Below are 16,669 nucleotides of genomic sequence, written 5' to 3'. Positions count from 1 at the left end.
CGCTACAGCACCCGTGAGCCTCCCACCGGCAGGTCCCACAGGTCCTCGCGGGCCCGCCCCGCCCGCTCCCAGGCGGCCCGCACCCGCGTGAGCGGTTCGAGGACGGGCTCGGCGGACAGCACGAACGTCCCCCAGTGCATGGGCGCCATCCGGCGGGCCCCCACGTCCTGCGCCGCCCGCACCGCCTCCTCCGGGTCGCAGTGCACGTCCCTCAGCCACCAGCGCGGGTCGTAGGCGCCGATGGGCAGGAGGGCGAGGTCGATGCCCGGGTAGCGCTGCCCGATGCGGGAGAACCAGTGGCCGTAGCCGGTGTCGCCCGCGAAGTACACGCGCTGTCCGTCCGGGGCGGTGAGGACCCAACCGCCCCACAGGGAACGGCAGGTGTCGGTCAGGGTGCGCTTGGACCAGTGATGGGCCGGGACGAAGTCGAAGCGGACCCCGGACAGTTCGGCCGCCTCCCACCAGTCCAGCTCGGTGACCCGGGTGAAGCGGCGGCGCTGGAACCAGCGGCCGAGCCCGGCCGGCACGAACACGGGCGTGTCACGCGGGAGTCGGCGCAGGGTGGGCGCGTCCAGATGGTCGTAGTGGTTGTGGCTGATGACGACCGCGTCGACGGGCGGCAGCGCGTCCCAGGGGACGCCGACGGGGGTGATGCGGGAGGGGGTGCCGAGGATACGGCGGGACCAGACCGGGTCGGTGAGGACGGTCAGACCGCCGACGCGCAGCACCCAACTGGCGTGGCCCGCCCAGGTGACGGCGACGGTGCGGGAGTCGACGAGGGGCAGCGGGCCGGGTGCGACGGGTACGCGCGGGATGTCGGCGAGGCCCTCCTTCCCGGGCCGGACCGAGCCCTCGCGGGCGAAGCGGGCGAGGGCCTTGAGGCCGGGCAGCGGGGCGGTCAACCGGTCGTGGAAGGTACGGGGCCACACCCGCCGCTCCCCCAGCGGGCGGGGCTCGGCGAGCGGCGGGGCGGGGGACGACAGGGGGGACACGGCCGCCGGGGCGTCCGCCTCCCGTATGGGCGCACCGACGGTGGTGGTGGTCGACTCGGACTGCTGCGTCATCGAGGAGGCTCCCATCGCTGAGCGTCGTCACGGAGATCGTCGAAGGCCGACCTCAGAAGGATCAACGCGCGTTGCACGTGTGGCAGTTCCAACGGGGTGGGTGACGTGAGACATTCCGTGCGCTGTGCGTCCGTGCCGCCCAGCAAGGCACCGGTGGACAGCCGGACGCGCAGCGCACCGAGGTCGTCGCCGAAGCGGTGGCCGCCCGGCGCGGGCATGCCGAGCCGGGCGGTGAGGAGGTCCTCCAGGTCCTGCGCGTCGCCGACGCCCCGGTCGGACAGCACGTCGCGCAACGGGCCGAGGTCGACGTAGAGGTGGCGGCCCGCCCGCGGGGGCAGGGCGAGAGCGCCCGCGGCCTCGACGGCGGCGTGCACGGCGGCGGCCACGCGCGCGTGCAGACGTACGGCGGCACGCACGCGCGTGGTGACGTGCTCGGGCTCGGTCAGGGCGTGGGCGGCGGCCGCGGCGACCGGTGCGGCGACGCGGGCGTCGAGGGCGGTGAGGACGTCGAGCACGCGCGCGTGGAGGTCGTCCCCGTCGGCTCCGGCGGGGAGGCGGGCGACGGCGGCCGGCCAGCCCGTGGGCAGCAGGGCGCCCGCGAGGTCGCTGACGACCGTCACGTGGTCGGGGAGCATCTCGGCGGGGCTGACCAGCACGGTGTCGTGCGGGTCGTGCAGGGTGTCGCGCCAGGTCTCGTCGCTGACGAGGTGCAGGCCCTCCCCGGCGGCGGCCTCCACGGCCTCGTGCAGCACCTCCGGCGGGGCGACGGTGGCGGTGGGGTCGTCGGCGACGGACAGCACCAGCAGCCGTGGGTCACCGCCCTCGGCACGGACCCGGCGGACGGTCTCCAGCAGGGCGAACGGGTCCGGGACGCCGCCGCACTCGGCGGGCGTCGCCACATGGAAGACGGGTCTTCCCAACAGGCGTGCGTACGGCGCCCACCAGGCCGCGCAGGGCCTCGGCACCAGGACGTCACCGCCGACGGCGGCGGTCAGCGCGAGCAGCAGGGCGGGGGCGCCGGGACCGGCCACGATCCGCTCGGGCCCGGTGGGCGTGCCACGCCGCTCCCAGTAGCCGCAGGCGGCGTGCAGCAGGGCGCGGCCGCCGCCGACGGGTTCCCCGTCGCCGCGGGTGGCGGCCGCGGCGAGGACCGAGGCGAGGCCGGGCAGGACGGGCAGTCCGTCCGCGGGGAGCGGCGGCCCGTAGCGGACGGGCCCGTGCCCTTCCGGTTCCGTCCGCCGCATGGGGTCCTCCGCCAGTCCGTCCCTGGTGCCCTGTGCTGTCGCCGGCCGCTGGGTGCCCCGCCCGGCGGCGACGGGGCGGTCTGCCTCCCCGTGTGCCGGGTGGTGCGTGACGTCTCGTACGGGGCCGGGTGTGCCCTCGGGCTCTGAGTACCCCGCGTGCCGTGTTCCCATGGCCGTCCGCCGGGGTTGCGCCGGTCACAGCGCGGGGCGGGCCGGAGCGCGGGCGGTGTCAGACGTCCTCCGCCGCGCCGTCCCGGCGCAACCGGTGCGCGGCGGCGCCGAACGCGCCGGCGATCAGCAGCCCGCCGGCGACGAGGGCGGGCACCGAGTCGCTGAAGGCCCCACCGGCACCGGCGCGGACGCCGTGCTGGACGGGGGCGGTGGTGCAGGACGGGTCGTCGTGACCCCGCGGGCAGGGCTTCGCCGTGTCGCAGGAGGCGCCGTCGTGCCCTTCTGCGCACGGCTCGGCCCGCTCGGCCTTGTCACAGGAGTCACTGCCGGAGTCACTGCGGGAGTCACTGCCGTGGCCCTCCGTGCACGGCTCGGCCTGGGCGCAGGACTCCCCCTCGTGACCCCCCTCGCACGGCTTCGCCGGGGCACAGGACTCTTCGTGGCCTTCCGCGCACTTCTCGCCGCCGTCGCAGCTCCTGCCGTCGGACGGGATGCACGCAGGAGTGTCGCCCCGGGTGACGTCGAAGGTCGCGCTCCACGGTTCGGCCTGCCCGCCGGGCGGCGCCGGGCAGGTCCCGTCGACGGTCCAGGGGGACTCCGTACCGGCCGCCGCCTCCGGCTCGGCGACATCCCCGGCGCCGTCCGTAGCCGCCTCCGCCCCGGGCGCGTCGGCGTCCCCGGCGGCCTCCGCACCGACCGCCGACTTGGGCACGTCGAGGTCCCCGGAGGCATCCGCACCCGCCGCCTTCGGCACGTCGGCGTCCCCGGCGGCCTCCGCACCGACCGCCGGCTCGGGCACGTCGAGGCCCTCGGCGGCCTCCGTACCGGACGTCGGCTCCGGGACGTGGGCGTCCCCGGCGGCCTCCGCACCGACCGCCGGCTCCGGCACCTCAAGGCCCCCGGCAGCCCCCGTACCCGCCGCCTTCGGCACGTCGGCGTCCCCGGCGGCCCCCGTACCGGCCGCCTTCGGCACGTCGGCGTCCCCGGCAGCCCCCGTACCGGCCGCTGCATCCGGTACGCCAAGATCCCCGGCGGCGTCAGCGTCCGCACCAGCCCCTGCCTCCGGCGCGTCGAGGTCCCCGGCGGGGGCGACGCTGGCGGTGCCCTTGTAGGCGGGCCCCGTCAGCTCGTCGTCGCCGGGCTCCAGAGTCAGCTGGACGGTCCCCCCGGCGAAGGCCTGCGAGGTCGCCTCCAGCGTCTTGGGTGCGGGGCCGCCGAGGGGGTCGCAGGAGACGGAGACGGTGACGCTGCCGCCCGGGGAGGCGGTGGCCGGCCCGACCTCCGCCGTCGGGTCGGCGGACGCGGCCGGGGCGGCACCGGCCAGCGCGGCACCGACCAGAGCGGCGACGGACAGGACACGGACGGTGCGGCACATGGAACGGCTCCTTCGGCCGACGACTGCGGGGCACGATGTCCGTGCCCCCCAGCCATGACAGCCCGCGTCGGCCGGTGCCGCGCGCGACCGCGGTCCATTGGCGGGACGGACGCCACCGACCGGGTGACGCGCTCAAGGAGCCGCGGAGCGACTGCGCCACTCGGGCGAAGGAGAGCGGTGCAGGCCGCGAGCAGCCTCCCTACGCCGCGTCCTTCAGCACCTGTTCCCGCAACCGGTCGCAACACCGATTGATCAGCCGGGACACGTGCATCTGCGAGATCCCCAGCTGCTCGGCGATCCGACTCTGCGTCATGTCCCCGAAGAACCGCATGTAGAGAATCGCCCGCTCACGCTCGGGCAGCGCGGCGAGCCGTGGCTTCACGGCCTCCCGGTCGACCACCGTGTCGAGCGCGGGGTCGACCGCGCCCAGCGCGTCGCTCAGCGAGTAACCGTCCTCGCTCCCCGGCATCTCCGCGTCCAGGGACAGCGCGGTGAAACTCTCCAGCGCCTCCAGCCCTTCCCGCACCTCGTCCTCGCTCAGCTGCGCCTTCTCGGCGATCTCGGTGACGGTGGGGCGGCGCCCGGAGACGGTCTGGGACAGGTCCTGGCAGGCGAACCGCACCCGGTTGCGCAGGTCCTGCACCCGGCGCGGCACGTGCAGGGTCCACATGTGGTCACGGAAGTGCCGCTTGATCTCGCCGGTGACGGTCGGGACGGCGTAGCTCTCGAACGCGTTGCCGCGGTCGGGGTCGTAACGGTCGACGGCCTTGACCAGGCCGAGGGCCGCGACCTGACGGAGGTCCTCGAAGCTCTCGCCGCGGCTGCGGAAGCGGCCGGCGAGGCGGTCGGCCATGGGCAGCCAGGCCTCGACGATCTGTGCGCGGAGCGCGTCGCGCTCAGGGCCCGGCGGCAGCGCGGCAAGCTTGCGGAAGGCCTCGGCGGTGTCGGGTGCGTCGTCGTGCGGGTGGTGCTTCGCGCTCGCTCGGTTTCGCATGGTGCGTAGCAACTCCCTTGGAAGTGCTCTGTGTTGGCCGGCTCAACGTGGGAGCGCGCGGCAGCAGCCGGACGGGCCTGCCGGGGCCGCGACATGCGGGTGTCCCACGGACGTGCCTCCGGTCCGAAGCACTGTGCTGCGCCTGCCCCCGGCCCCTGCCCGCAAACACCGGCCCCAGGTTTTCCGGCGGACCCCGGGGTGACTCGGCAGAAGTCACGACTCCCACCCCCGTTCCTCCGTTCTCCCGCGTACAGGGAGGTCCCCGTTCATGAGCGCCGAGGTCTCCGACCATGTCCCGGCCGTACCGCCGATCCCGCCGCGCGCGACCTGGGAGCGGATGGAGGCGACGGCCGCGTCGATCCTCGGGGGCGACGCGGACCGGGGCTGCGTGATCGAGCAGGGGTTCAGGGCGAGGGTGCGGGAGTTCCTGCCGGGCCGGGAGAAGAAGCAGCCGCTGCCGTGTCGGCTCCCGCCCCACGGGTACGCGGTGGGCCGGCCCCCGAAGATCTGGAGGGAGACATGCAGCGAGGCAGTGACCGGCTGAGTGTCCACCGGGACGACGAGATGAAGCACGAACTGCAGGGTCTGCTCAGGTCCGGGCACCCCACGCGGTCCGAGGAGTGGCACGACCCCGAACCGTCCGCCGAGGACGACCCGGAGGTCTGGGGCGGTCCGGTGGTGCCCGGGAACGCCCGGGCGTCGCTGGCGACGGTACGGCTGGAGCTGGCCCGGATCCTGGGCCGCAGCTCCTTCCCCGCCGGCCCGGAGGACCTCGCCCGGACCCTGCGCCGCAAGAACGCGCCGGACGCCCTCGTGGAGGCGGTACGGCGGCTGCCGCACAAGGCGCGCTACAGCAATGTGCAGGAACTGGCGCAGACGCTGGTCAGGGGCGGCGAATGACGGGTCGCGACCGGGCCACGGGGATCGCCGCCACCGGCCGCGGCGTCGACGTCGGCGAGGTGACGACCCGCTATCTGCTGTACGGGCTGCTGCCGAGCTGGTTCGTGCCCGGCGTCGCCGACTGGGTCATGCACCGGCGCACCCGCATCGAGGACACCGCGGGGACGAAGGAGTCCCTGATCCACTCGCTGATGATGGCCGAGGTCGGCATCCCGATCGCGTTCACCCTGCGCTACGAGGTGAACCCGCTGCTGCTGTCCGTGCAGCTGGCGGGTGCCGCGGTGCACGAGGCGACCGCGCTGTGGGACGTACGGACGGCCGTGCAGAGCGAGCGCGAGGTCAAGCCCGTCGAGCAGCACATCCACAGCTTTCTGGAGTCGCTGCCGTTCGGCGCGCTGGCGTCGCTGATGTGCCTGCACGCCGACCAGGTGAAGTCCCTGGTGCGGGGCGGGCGCGGCGACCCGGACGCGTGGCGGCTGGTGCCGCGCCGGCGCCCGCTCCCACGCGCCTACCTCGTGGGCGTCGCCGCCGCGATCGGCACCTGTGTGCTCCTGCCCTACGGCGAGGAGCTGCTGCGCTGCCGGCGCGCGGCCAAGGCAAGGAAGAAAGAGCGTGCCGGGGGCGACGCGGCCCACTGGCGGGCGAACAGCCACTGAGAGGACGTTGAACGATCATGCGTATCGCGTTTCTGACGGCACCCGAGGGCGTCGAGCAGATAGAGCTGACCGATCCCTGGCAGGCGGCGGTGGACGCCGGGCACGAGCCCGTCCTCGTGTCGACGAAGTCCGGTGAGATCCAGGCCTTCGACCACCTCACCAAGGCGGACACGTTCATGGTGGACGAGGTCGTCGGCGAGGTCCCGGCGGAGTCCTTCGGCGGGCTGGTGCTGCCGGGCGGCGTCGCCAACCCCGACTTCCTGCGGATGGACGAGAAGGCCGTGGCGTTCGTCAGGGACTTCTTCGAGCAGGGCCGCCCGGTCGCCGCGATCTGCCACGCGCCGTGGACGCTCGTCGAGGCGGACGTCGTACGGGGCCGCGAGCTGACTTCGTGGCCGAGCCTGCGGACGGACATCCGCAACGCGGGCGGCACCTGGGTCGACGAGCAGGTCAAGGTCTGCGACCACGGGCCCAACAAGCTGGTGACCAGCCGCAAGCCGGACGATCTGAAGGCCTTCTGCGAGGCGTTCCTGGACGTGTTCGCGAAGGAGGCCGGCTGATGGGTTCCCCGGCCGACCCCAAGCAGGAGCAGCGCGAGTCCTTCCGTGCGGAGGACCCGGCCTCGGGGCCGCTGACCACCGACCAGGGCGTGGCGGTCGACCACACCGACGACTCACTGGCCGCGGGTGAGCGCGGTCCGACACTGATGGAGGACTTCCACTTCCGGGAGAAGCTCACCCGCTTCGACCACGAGCGCATCCCCGAACGGGTGGTGCACGCGCGGGGCGCGGGCGCGTACGGCTACTTCGAACCGTACGCGTCCTGCGCCGAGTTCACCCGGGCGGCCTTCCTGCGGGATCCGTCGGTGCGCACGCCGGTGTTCGTGCGGTTCTCCACCGTGCAGGGCCCGAAGGGGTCGGCCGACACCGTGCGGGACGTGCGCGGCTTCGCCACCAAGTTCTACACCTCGGAGGGGAACTACGACCTGGTCGGGAACAACTTCCCGGTCTTCTTCATCCAGGACGGCATCAAGTTCCCCGACTTCGTGCACGCGGTGAAGCCGGAGCCGCACAACGACATCCCGACCGGCGCCTCCGCGCACGACACCCTGTGGGACTTCGTGTCGCTGCAGCCGGAGACGCTGCACGCGATCATGTGGCTGATGTCGGACCGGGCGATCCCGCGCAGCTACCGCATGATGCAGGGCTTCGGCGTGCACACCTTCCGGTTCGTGAACGCCGAGGGCCGCGGCACGTTCGTGAAGTTCCACTGGAAGCCGAAGCTGGGCGTGCACTCGCTGGTGTGGGACGAGGCGCAGGAGTGCCAGGGCCGCGATCCGGACTTCAACCGGCGTGACCTGTGGAACGCGATCGAGGCGGGCGAGTACCCGGAGTGGGAGCTGGGCGTCCAGCTCGTGCCGGAGGAGGACGAGTTCTCCTTCGACTTCGATCTGCTCGACGCCACGAAGCTCATCCCGGAGGAGCAGGTGCCGGTGCGGCCGATCGGCCGGATGGTGCTGGACCGCAACCCGGAGAACTTCTTCGCCGAGACGGAGCAGGTCGCCTTCCACACGGCGAACGTGGTGCCGGGCATCGACTTCACCAACGACCCGCTGCTGCAGGCGCGCAACTTCTCCTATCTGGACACCCAGTTGATCCGGCTGGGCGGCCCCAACTTCTCGCAGCTGCCGGTCAACCGGCCGGTGGCGCCGGTGCGCACCAACCAGCGCGACGGCTACCACCAGAGCACGATCCACCGGGGCACGAACTACTTCCCGAACTCCCTCGGTGGCGGCTGCCCGGCCCACGCGGGCGTCGACTCCACGGCGTTCACCCACTACACGGAACGTGTCGACGGCGCCAAGATCCGCCGGCGCAGCCCGAGTTTCCAGGATCATCACAGCCAGCCGGCGCTGTTCTGGAACAGCATGGCCGACTGGGAGAAGCAGCACATCGTGCAGGCGTTCCGGTTCGAGCTCGGCAAGGTCGAGGCGCGGACGGTGCGGGCCCGTACGGTGGAGCACCTGGCCAAGGTGGACGGCGAGTTGGCGGCGCAGGTGGCGCGCGGCATCGGCGTGCCGGCGCCGGATACGCCGCGGACGGCGTCCAAGCTGTCCTCCCCCGCGCTCAGTCTGGAGTCGCTGCGCGGGAACGGTTCGATCCGCACCCGGCAGATCGCGGTGCTCGTCACCGACGGTGTGGACGCCGAGCAGGTGGCCTCCGTGCGGGAGGCGCTGGCCGCCGAGGGCGCGATCGTGGAGGCGCTGGCGGCCACGGACGGCACGGTGAAGGGGGCCGACGGTGAACTGTATGCCGTCGACCGCGCACTGCCGACCGTCGCCTCCGTGCTGTACGACGCGGTCCTGTTGCCCGGCGGCCCGACCGGCACCCCGCCGCTGACGCTCGACCCGGACGCCGTGCGCTTCGTCCGGGACGCCTACCGGCACGGCAAGCCCGTCGGGGCGGTGGGGTCCGGGGTGGGTGTGCTCTCGGCCCTGGCGCCGGAGGGCGTGCGACTGTCGACCGAGTTCCAGCGGGTGGTGGCCGACCGGGGCGTGGTGACGGACACCTCGCCGGGATCGGCGAGCACGGAGTTCGTGGAGGCGTTCGTCGCCGCGATCGCGGCGCACCGGCACTGGGACCGGCCGCCGGTACGTCACTGATCCAGGGCGATCCGGGCGCACCCGGCCGCTGCGGCCGGTTCCGGTCCGTCCGGGAGGTCGTGGTCCGGGTCGGTCCCCCGAGCGGCCCCGGCGGGCTCAGGCCCCGCCGGGGCCCTCCGTCGTACCCCGGCCCCACTTGCCGACCGGGGTGCCGGCCGAAGTCTTCGCGCCGCCGGCGTCGGCGGCGTCGCGGTCCCGGGCTCCCTCTCGGGTGCGGCCCGGGGTGACGGAGCGGCGCGGGTTGCGGCGCAGGTACTCGCCCTCCAGCTGGGCCATGCGGTCGTTGTGGGCGCGCAGCGCGTCGTTCGAGCCGTACAGCAGCGTGTCGTGGCGCGTGCGGTGGATCGTCTCCAGCTCTTTCATGAGCTGCTGGTCGTCCAGCCGGTCCGGGTCGACTCCGGTCATGGTCGTACCCCACTTGTCGTGTTCGTCCATGGGGTTCGGGTACCCGCCTGGAGCACAGACCCCACGCGGCATCCGGGAGGGAGCCATGGATCTCGCTTTTCTGCATCCACTGTACGAACATTCCGGCCCCTGGGCCTCCGTCTACGTCGATACCTCCCGGCACACGGAGAGCACCCCCCACGAGCGGCACCTCACGGCCAGCGCCATGGCGCGGGAGCTGGCGGAGCAAGGGGCGGACGAGGCCACCTGCCGGGCGGTGGAGAGGGCCATCGAGGAACTGGCCCACTCCTCGGAGCCGCACGGGCGGGCCCTGTTCGCCCGCGCCGGCGAGGTGGTCCTCGATCCACCGCTGGCCCGGGCCCCGCAGGGCGACACCGCCGAGTGGGCGCCGCTGCCGCGGGTCACCCCGCTGCTGGAGCTGGCCGACCAGGACCCGGTGTGCGTGGTGGCGTACATCGACCGCAGGGGCGCGGACTTCGAGCTGCGCACCGGGCGGGGCCGCGAGGACGCGGGGAAGGTCGCCGGTCGGCAGTATCCCGTCCACCGCACGTCGACGGTCGACTGGTCCGAGCGGCACTTCCAGCTGAAGGTGGAGAACACCTGGGAGCACAACGCGGCCGAGATCGCCGACGCGCTCACCGTCTGCCAGGAGGAGACACGCGCCGACCTGCTGATTCTCGTCGGTGACGACCGGGAGCGGCGGGCCGTGCACGAGCGGCTGCCGCAGCGGCTGCACGACCGGGTGGTCGAGGCGGCCCACGGCACGGGCAGCCGGCTGCTGGACGAGGACGTGGAGGCGGCCCGCGCCGAACACGCCCGTCGGCAGGCCGAGGCCGAGCTGGAGCGGTTCCTGGCCGCCCGCGCACCGGACGCCGAGGGGCGCGCCGGGGCCGCGGAGGGCGTGCCGGCGCTGGTCGAGGCGGCCCGTGAGCACCGCATCGACGAGCTGCTGATCCGCGCCGACGGCCCGGACACCCACCGGGAGGTGTGGATCGGCGAGGACCCGGACCAGCTGGCGGTGCGCCGTACGGAGCTGAAGACGCTCGGCGAGCAGCACTCGTGGGCGGCCCGCGCGGACGACGCGCTGATCCGGTCGGCGGTCGCCACGGACGCGCCCGTGCTCGTCGTACCCGCGGCCGAGGGGGACGCGCCGGTGGGCGGCCTGGGCGCGCTGCTGCGCTGGAAGTAGCCCGGAGGGGCCCCCGCGGGCCCGCCGGTCCTTCCGGCTACCCGGTCCTTCCGGGTGCCCGTCTACCCGGCTACCCGGTCCTTCCGGCTATGCGGTCCGTCCGGCTACCCGGTCCGTCCGGGTGCCTGGCTGCCCGGCTACCCGGTCCTTCCGGCTATGCGGTCCGTCCGGCTACCCGGTCCGTGCGGGTGCCCGGTCCTTCCGGCTGCCCGGCATCCGGTCACCGCGCTGCCAGGCCATCCGGCTGCCTGGCACCGGCTTACTGGGCTACCCGGCGATCCAGGTGCCGGGCCCATCCGGGCGCCCTGCTTATCCGGGTTGCCCTGCCCCCTGGGTTGCCCGGCCCACCCGGCTGCCCTGCCTGTCCGGGTTGCCCGGCCCGCCCGGGCGCCCTGCCCACCCGGCTGCCCGACCCCCGGAGGCATCCGGCCCACCCGGTTACCGGGCCCGCTCCACGCGCCGCTCGTCCCACACCGGCTCCGGGGTCTCCCGGACCCGGCCGTCGCTGCCGAAGACCAGGAAGCGGTCGAAGGAGCGGGCGAACCAGCGGTCGTGGGTGACGGCGAGGACCGTGCCGTCGAAGGCCTCCAGGCCCTCCTGGAGGGCCTCGGCGGACTCCAGGTCGAGGTTGTCGGTCGGCTCGTCGAGCAGCAGCGCCGTGGCGCCCTCCAGTTCCAGGAGCAGGATCTGGAAGCGGGCCTGCTGGCCGCCGGAGAGCCGGTCGAAGGCCTGCTCGGCCTGCTGGGTCAGCTCGTAGCGGCGCAGCCGGGACATGGCCGCGCCCCGGTCCTGGGAGTGTTCCTTCCACAGGATGTCCAGGAGCGTGCGGCCCTGGAGCTCCGGGTGGGCGTGGGTCTGGGCGAAGTGCCCGGGCAGCACGCGCGCCCCCAGCTTCCACGCACCGGTGTGCGCCACGTCCTCGCCGGCGAGGAGCCGCAGGAAGTGCGACTTGCCGGAGCCGTTGGAGCCGAGGACGGCGACGCGTTCGCCGTAGAAGACCTCCAGGTCGAAGGGCTTCATCAGGCCGGTCAGCTCAAGTCCCTCGCAGGTGACGGCCCGCACTCCCGTACGGCCGCCCTTGAGGCGCATCCTGATGTCCTGCTCGCGCGGCGGCTCGGGCGGCGGACCCGCCTCCTCGAACTTGCGCAGACGGGTCTGCGCGGCCTGGTAGCGGGAGGCCATCTCATGGCTGACGGAAGCGGCCTGGCGGAGGTTCAGCACCAGCTTCTTCAGCTGGGCGTGCTTCTCGTCCCACCGCCTGCGCAACTCCTCGAAGCGGGCGAAGCGTTCCCGGCGGGCCTCGTGGAAGGTGGCGAAGCCACCGCCGTGCACCCAGGCGTCGGCGCCGGCCGGGCCGGGCTCGACGGAGACGATCTTCTCGGCGGCACGGGAGAGGAGTTCGCGGTCGTGGGAGACGAAGAGGACCGTCTTGCGGGTCTCCTTCAACCGCTCCTCCAGCCACCGTTTTCCGGGCACGTCGAGGTAGTTGTCGGGCTCGTCGAGCAGCAGCACCTCGTCGGTGCCGCGCAGCAGCGCCTCGAGGACGAGCCGCTTCTGCTCACCGCCGGACAGCGTGCGCACCAGCCGGAACTGCGCCTTGTCGTACGGCACGCCCAGCGCGGCCGTCGTGCACATGTCCCACAGCGTCTCGGCCTCGTACCCGCGCGCCTCGGCCCAGTCGGCGAGGGCCTGCGCGTACTGCAGCTGGGCGGCCTCGTCGTCCACGGTCATGATCGCGTGCTCGGCCTCGTCGACGGCCCGCGCGGCCTCGCGAATGCGGGGCGGGGCGACGGAGACGAGGAGGTCGCGTACGGTCGTCTCGTCCCGGACGGACCCCACGAACTGGCGCATCACGCCGAGGCCGCCGCCGACGGTGACGGTGCCGCCGTGCGGTTTCAGTTCGCCGGAGATCAGCCGCAGCAGGGTCGTCTTGCCGGCGCCGTTGGGTCCGACGAGCGCCACGACGGCGCCTTCGCCCACCCGGAAGGACACGTCGCCGAGCAACGCCCTCCCGTCGGGGAGGTAGTACTCGAGGTGCGCGGCTTCCAGATGTCCCATGAGGAGGCATTCTGCGGGCCGCCCTCGGAACCCGGCAAACCCTTATTCCCCCAGGCCGGATCCTCGCTCGTCGGGGACGACGACGGCCCGGGGACGTCGGGGCGCCGGCGCACCCGGCCGCCGACGGCCATCGGGACACAGGCCCGTGGCGCCGCCCAGAGCGGGCGAGCCTGGCGGCCACGCCGCCGCCGGGCCGCCCGCCCGGCCGACGAGCCGCGACGGCCGGCAAGCGGCGGACACGGCACCCCTCAACACCACGGGCTGAGCAGCCCAGCGCTCCCGAACGCCCTCGGAGCACACAGTGAGCCACGCGGGACAGGGGCAACCGGGTCACCCGCCCGATCGCCGGATCACTCGACGAGCCGACGGCCGACAAGCGGCGAACGCGGTGTCGGGCCGGCACCACGGCCCGTCGGGTCCCGCGCCCACCGCCGGGCGCCCTCGCGACACACCGAGCCGCCCGAAGGGGGCCGGCCCGGTGCCCAGCCGTGTCAGCCGGCCCCCGTCAGCCGGCCGGTGTCACCTGGGTTCCGCCCCGTCCAGCGGCTCCCCCGCCGGTCCCGGCTCGCCGGACGGGGTCACGGTCGTGCCCGCCCAGGTCAGGGCCTTCCAGCCGTCGGTGGGGGAGCCTTCCAGGATGACCGTGCCGGTGTTGGCGAGTCGGTGGGTGGCGGCGAAGGGGATGTCGACGTTGTGGGCGCGGGCGGCGGACCAGGTGCGGATGGCGGCGCCGTGGCTGATCAGGACGGCGGTGCCGGCGCCGCTCGCGGCGGCCTCGGCGACCACGGCGTCGTAGCGGGCGAGGAACTCGGTGCCGCTCTCGCCGCCGGGCATGCGCAGCTCCGTGTCGCCGGCCGCCCAGGCGAAGACGGTGCGCATGTAGCGCTCGCCCTCCGCCGAGTCGCCGCGGAGGAGTTCCAGGTCGCCCGCGAAGATCTCGCGGATGCCGTCGCGGACGCGTACGTCGAGGCCGCGGGCGGCGGCCAGCGGCGCGGCCGTGAGCTGGGTGCGGACGAGGGTGGAGGCGTACAGGGCCTCGACGTCCTCGTCGGCGAGGGCCTCGGGGAGCGCGGCGGCCTGTCGCTCGCCCAGTTCGGTGAGGCCGGGGCCGGGGGCGGCGGTGTCCAGCAGGTAGTCCACGTTGGTGGGGGTCTCCCCGTGGCGTACGAGGATCAGACGCATCCGGTCACCCTCCCGTGTCGGTGCCTGCCGCCCGGCGCAGGAAACGGCCCCTGCAGGGTACCCGCGGCTCATGAGCCCAGACGTCGATCTGACCGCCCCGCAGCCCGGCCGCCACCCCCTGCGCGACCGGCTGCTCGCCCTGGACTGCCGGCTGTTCGAGTTCGCCGCCGAACGCGACTGGCCCGCCGCGGAACCCGTCCTGCCGCGGCTGAGCCGCAGCGCCAACCACGGCGTGCTGTGGTTCGCGGCGGCGGCCGCGATGGCGGCGAGCCGCACGCCCCGGGCCCGCCGGGCCGCCGCCCGGGGGCTCGCCTCGCTGAGCCTGGCCTCCCTGACGATCAACACCCTCGGCAAGCGCTCGGTGCGCCGCCCGCGGCCCGTGCTGGACCCGGTGCCGCTGGTCCGGCGGCTCAGGCGGCAGCCGATCACCACGTCCTTCCCGTCCGGGCACTCCGCGTCGGCGGCGGCCTTCGCGACCGGCGTCGCGCTGGAGTCGCCGGCGTGGGGCGCGGTGGTGGCGCCGGTCGCGTTCTCGGTGGCGATGTCCCGCGTCTACACGGGCGTCCACTTCCCGAGCGACGTCCTCGCGGGCGCGGCCCTGGGCATGGGCGCCGCGTTCGCCGTACGGGGTCTGGTGCCGGCCCGGGGCCCGGCCGTCCCGCCGGCCCGGCCCCGTGCGCAGGCGCCCGCGCTGCCCGACGGGGAGGGCCTGGTGGTCGTGGCCAACACCGCCGCCGGGAGCGCCGACCGGGTCCGCGCGCTGCACGAGGCGCTGCCGCTCGCGGAGCTGGTCGAGTGCGAACCTGCCGACGTACCGGCCGAGTTGGAGAAGGCGGCGGCTCGCGCCCATGTCCTCGGGGTGTGCGGCGGCGACGGCACGGTGAGCACGGCCGCCGAGGTCGCCCTGCGTCACGGGCTGCCGCTGGCCGTTCTCCCCGGCGGCACCCTCAACCACTTCGCGTACGACCTGGGCGTGGAGGACGTGCGGACGCTGGCCCGGGCCGTACGCGACGGCGAGGCCGTGCGCGTGGACGTGGGCCGGTTCCGCTGCGGGGCGCGGCAGGGCGTCTTCCTCAACACGTGCAGCCTGGGCGTCTATCCGGAGCTGGTGCGCGAACGGGACCGCTGGTCGCACCGCGTCGGCGGCTGGCCCGCCGGCGTTCTCGCGGCCCTGCGGGTGCTGCGCGCGGACCGGCATCCGCTGGAGGCCGAGGTCGGCGGCAGGGCCCGCCCGTTGTGGCTGCTCTTCGCCGGCAACGGCACCTATCACCGGCAGGGCCTCGCCCCGGGCCGGCGCGTCGACCTGGCCGACGGCCGACTCGACGTACGCGTCGTGCACGGCGGCCGCAGGCCCGCGCTGCGTCTGCTCGCCGCGGCCTTCGCAGGCCCCCTCACAGGCTCCCCCGTCCATGCCGCCGTCCAGGTCGGCCGTCTGCACCTGAAGAACGTCGCCTCCGGCACGCTCCTCGCCCACGACGGCGAGATCACCGAGGTCCAGGGCGAGGTGACGCTGGAGAAACTGCCCGAGGCGCTGACGGTGTACCGGCCCCAGCCCTGAAAGAACGGACATCGCCCCAGTGCACCTGACAGACCATCAGTCCACATAGCGGAATAAATAGTCTCAGCATTCGGTTGGGCGCGTACGGTGACGCGTATCGCCCCGGGCTTCCCGGAGCCCCGGGGCCGGTCCGTCGAGAAGGGGCAGAGCCATGCCGGAAGCACGAGAGACCGCCGTCTACACGCACGGGCACCACGAGTCGGTGCTGCGTTCCCACACCTGGCGGACCGCCGCCAACTCCGCGGCCTACCTGCTCGGTTCGCTCAAGCCCCACATGAGGATCCTGGACGTCGGCTGCGGGCCGGGCACCATCACCGCCGACCTGGCGGCCCTGGTCCCCGACGGACACGTCACCGCCGTCGACCACGCGCCGGGCATCCTGGACCAGGCACGGGCCACCGCCGCCGAGCGCGGCCTGACCAACGTCGACTTCGCGGTCGCCGACGTCCACGCCCTCGACTTCCCGGACGACACGTTCTGCGTGGTCCACGCCCACCAGGTCCTCCAGCACGTCGGGGACCCGGTGCAGGCGCTGCGCGAGATGCGGCGGGTGACCCGGCCGGGCGGGTTCGTCGCCGTACGGGACTCCGACTACGCGGCGATGACCTGGTATCCGGAGTCGTCCGGCCTGGACGGCTGGCTGGACCTGTACCGCCGGGTGGCCCGCGCGAACGGCGGTGAGCCGGACGCCGGGCGCCGGCTGAAGTCCTGGGCGCTGGCCGCGGGCTTCACCGACATCACGGCCACGTCGGCCACCTGGACCTTCAGCACCCCCGAGGAGCGGGCGTGGTGGAGCGGCCTGTGGGCCGACCGCACCCTCGCCTCCGCCTACGCCGGGCGGGCCGTCGAGGGCGGGCACGCGACCGAGGCCGGGCTGCGGGCCGTAGCGGAGGCCTGGCGGGAATGGGGAAAACAGCAGGACGGATGGTTCAGTGTCCTGCACGGAGAGATTCTGTGCCGAAAGGACGTCTGATTCGCGAAATCCGGGAAACCCGAACAGCAGGAGGTTTCACACTATGGTTCCCATCCTGCTGGTACTGCTGTTGGCGCTGATTCTCTTCGGTGCCGGATTCGCGGTGAAGGTGCTTTGGTGGATCGCGATCGCGGTTCTCGTCGTCTGGCTGCTGGGGTTCCTGATGCGCGGAACCACCGCGGCAGGAGGCAGGGGCCGCTGGTACAGGTGGTGAATTAGCCCGGGAATACAACCGCAA

General features: G+C 74.0%; 16 protein-coding genes. 9 read left to right on the top strand and 7 right to left on the bottom strand.

What is annotated here, in order from left to right:
- Positions 1-2 precede the first annotated feature (2 nt).
- The 4 genes from ACPT94_RS27795 to ACPT94_RS27780 all read right to left on the bottom strand — a co-directional run bounded on the left by ACPT94_RS27795 (position 3) and on the right by ACPT94_RS27780 (position 4,848).
- Positions 3-1,064 carry an MBL fold metallo-hydrolase gene (locus tag ACPT94_RS27795; protein ID WP_360329996.1) on the bottom strand — a complete coding sequence of 354 codons (1,062 nt, stop codon included), beginning with the start codon at positions 1,062-1,064 and terminating at the stop codon, positions 3-5.
- Complete coding sequence (locus ACPT94_RS27790) at positions 1,061-2,308, bottom strand: aminotransferase class I/II-fold pyridoxal phosphate-dependent enzyme (RefSeq protein WP_360329999.1); 1,248 nt, start codon at positions 2,306-2,308, stop codon at positions 1,061-1,063. The genes ACPT94_RS27795 and ACPT94_RS27790 overlap by 4 nt, the downstream gene beginning before the upstream one ends.
- A 229-nt stretch (positions 2,309-2,537) precedes the next feature.
- Positions 2,538-3,854, bottom strand: coding sequence for a hypothetical protein (locus ACPT94_RS27785; protein ID WP_360331158.1), 1,317 nt, complete (start codon positions 3,852-3,854; stop codon positions 2,538-2,540).
- 199 nt (positions 3,855-4,053) lie between these two features.
- Positions 4,054-4,848, bottom strand: a complete 795-nt coding sequence (locus tag ACPT94_RS27780; protein WP_360330002.1) for an RNA polymerase sigma factor SigF — start codon at positions 4,846-4,848, stop codon at positions 4,054-4,056.
- A gap of 268 nt (positions 4,849-5,116) precedes the next feature.
- Between ACPT94_RS27780 and ACPT94_RS27775 the strand changes: the two genes are divergently transcribed.
- Genes ACPT94_RS27775 through ACPT94_RS27755 form a run of 5 tightly spaced genes read left to right on the top strand, consistent with a single transcriptional unit; the run spans position 5,117 to position 9,066 of the window.
- Positions 5,117-5,392: a hypothetical protein gene (locus ACPT94_RS27775; RefSeq protein WP_360331160.1), complete on the top strand. Its 276-nt coding sequence runs from the start codon at positions 5,117-5,119 to the stop codon at positions 5,390-5,392.
- Positions 5,368-5,748: a DUF2795 domain-containing protein gene (locus ACPT94_RS27770; protein ID WP_360330005.1), complete on the top strand. Its 381-nt coding sequence runs from the start codon at positions 5,368-5,370 to the stop codon at positions 5,746-5,748. The genes ACPT94_RS27775 and ACPT94_RS27770 overlap by 25 nt, the downstream gene beginning before the upstream one ends.
- Positions 5,745-6,404, top strand: a complete 660-nt coding sequence (locus tag ACPT94_RS27765; protein WP_360330008.1) for a diguanylate cyclase — start codon at positions 5,745-5,747, stop codon at positions 6,402-6,404. The genes ACPT94_RS27770 and ACPT94_RS27765 overlap by 4 nt, the downstream gene beginning before the upstream one ends.
- Before the next feature lie 17 nt (positions 6,405-6,421).
- Positions 6,422-6,964, top strand: coding sequence for a type 1 glutamine amidotransferase domain-containing protein (locus ACPT94_RS27760; RefSeq protein WP_360330011.1), 543 nt, complete (start codon positions 6,422-6,424; stop codon positions 6,962-6,964).
- Positions 6,964-9,066, top strand: a complete 2,103-nt coding sequence (locus ACPT94_RS27755) for a catalase (protein ID WP_360330014.1) — start codon at positions 6,964-6,966, stop codon at positions 9,064-9,066. The genes ACPT94_RS27760 and ACPT94_RS27755 overlap by 1 nt, the downstream gene beginning before the upstream one ends.
- Before the next feature lie 96 nt (positions 9,067-9,162).
- Here the strand turns inward: ACPT94_RS27755 and ACPT94_RS27750 are convergent, their stop codons facing one another.
- Positions 9,163-9,501, bottom strand: a complete 339-nt coding sequence (locus ACPT94_RS27750) for a DUF6158 family protein (protein WP_360330017.1) — start codon at positions 9,499-9,501, stop codon at positions 9,163-9,165.
- A 55-nt stretch (positions 9,502-9,556) separates the two neighbouring features.
- Here ACPT94_RS27750 and ACPT94_RS27745 point away from each other — a divergent pair, with 55 nt between their 5' ends.
- Positions 9,557-10,660, top strand: a complete 1,104-nt coding sequence (locus ACPT94_RS27745; RefSeq protein WP_425247098.1) for a baeRF2 domain-containing protein — start codon at positions 9,557-9,559, stop codon at positions 10,658-10,660.
- 438 nt (positions 10,661-11,098) lie between these two features.
- Here ACPT94_RS27745 and ACPT94_RS27740 read toward each other — a convergent pair whose 3' ends face one another.
- Together ACPT94_RS27740 and ACPT94_RS27735 are read right to left on the bottom strand one after the other, a co-directional pair.
- Positions 11,099-12,718 (bottom strand): ATP-binding cassette domain-containing protein, encoded by a 1,620-nt coding sequence (locus ACPT94_RS27740; protein ID WP_360330023.1) that lies wholly within the window; start codon positions 12,716-12,718, stop codon positions 11,099-11,101.
- Between the two features lie 519 nt (positions 12,719-13,237).
- Positions 13,238-13,900, bottom strand: a complete 663-nt coding sequence (locus ACPT94_RS27735) for a histidine phosphatase family protein (RefSeq protein WP_360330026.1) — start codon at positions 13,898-13,900, stop codon at positions 13,238-13,240.
- Positions 13,901-13,970: 70 nt separating this feature from the next.
- Between ACPT94_RS27735 and ACPT94_RS27730 the strand changes: the two genes are divergently transcribed.
- From ACPT94_RS27730 to ACPT94_RS27720, 3 genes are all read left to right on the top strand, one after another.
- Positions 13,971-15,458 (top strand): bifunctional phosphatase PAP2/diacylglycerol kinase family protein, encoded by a 1,488-nt coding sequence (locus ACPT94_RS27730; protein ID WP_425247097.1) that lies wholly within the window; start codon positions 13,971-13,973, stop codon positions 15,456-15,458.
- Between the two features lie 151 nt (positions 15,459-15,609).
- Complete coding sequence (locus ACPT94_RS27725) at positions 15,610-16,431, top strand: class I SAM-dependent methyltransferase (protein ID WP_360330032.1); 822 nt, start codon at positions 15,610-15,612, stop codon at positions 16,429-16,431.
- Positions 16,432-16,474: 43 nt separating this feature from the next.
- Complete coding sequence (locus ACPT94_RS27720; protein WP_360330035.1) at positions 16,475-16,645, top strand: hydrophobic protein; 171 nt, start codon at positions 16,475-16,477, stop codon at positions 16,643-16,645.
- Positions 16,646-16,669 lie beyond the last annotated feature (24 nt).

The sequence above is a fragment of the Streptomyces aurantiaciflavus genome (assembly GCF_049808595.1).
GTDB lineage: Bacteria > Actinomycetota > Actinomycetes > Streptomycetales > Streptomycetaceae > Streptomyces.
The sequence above is the reverse complement of the archived record's forward strand: the minus strand, read 5'-3'. Positions and strand labels throughout refer to the sequence as shown.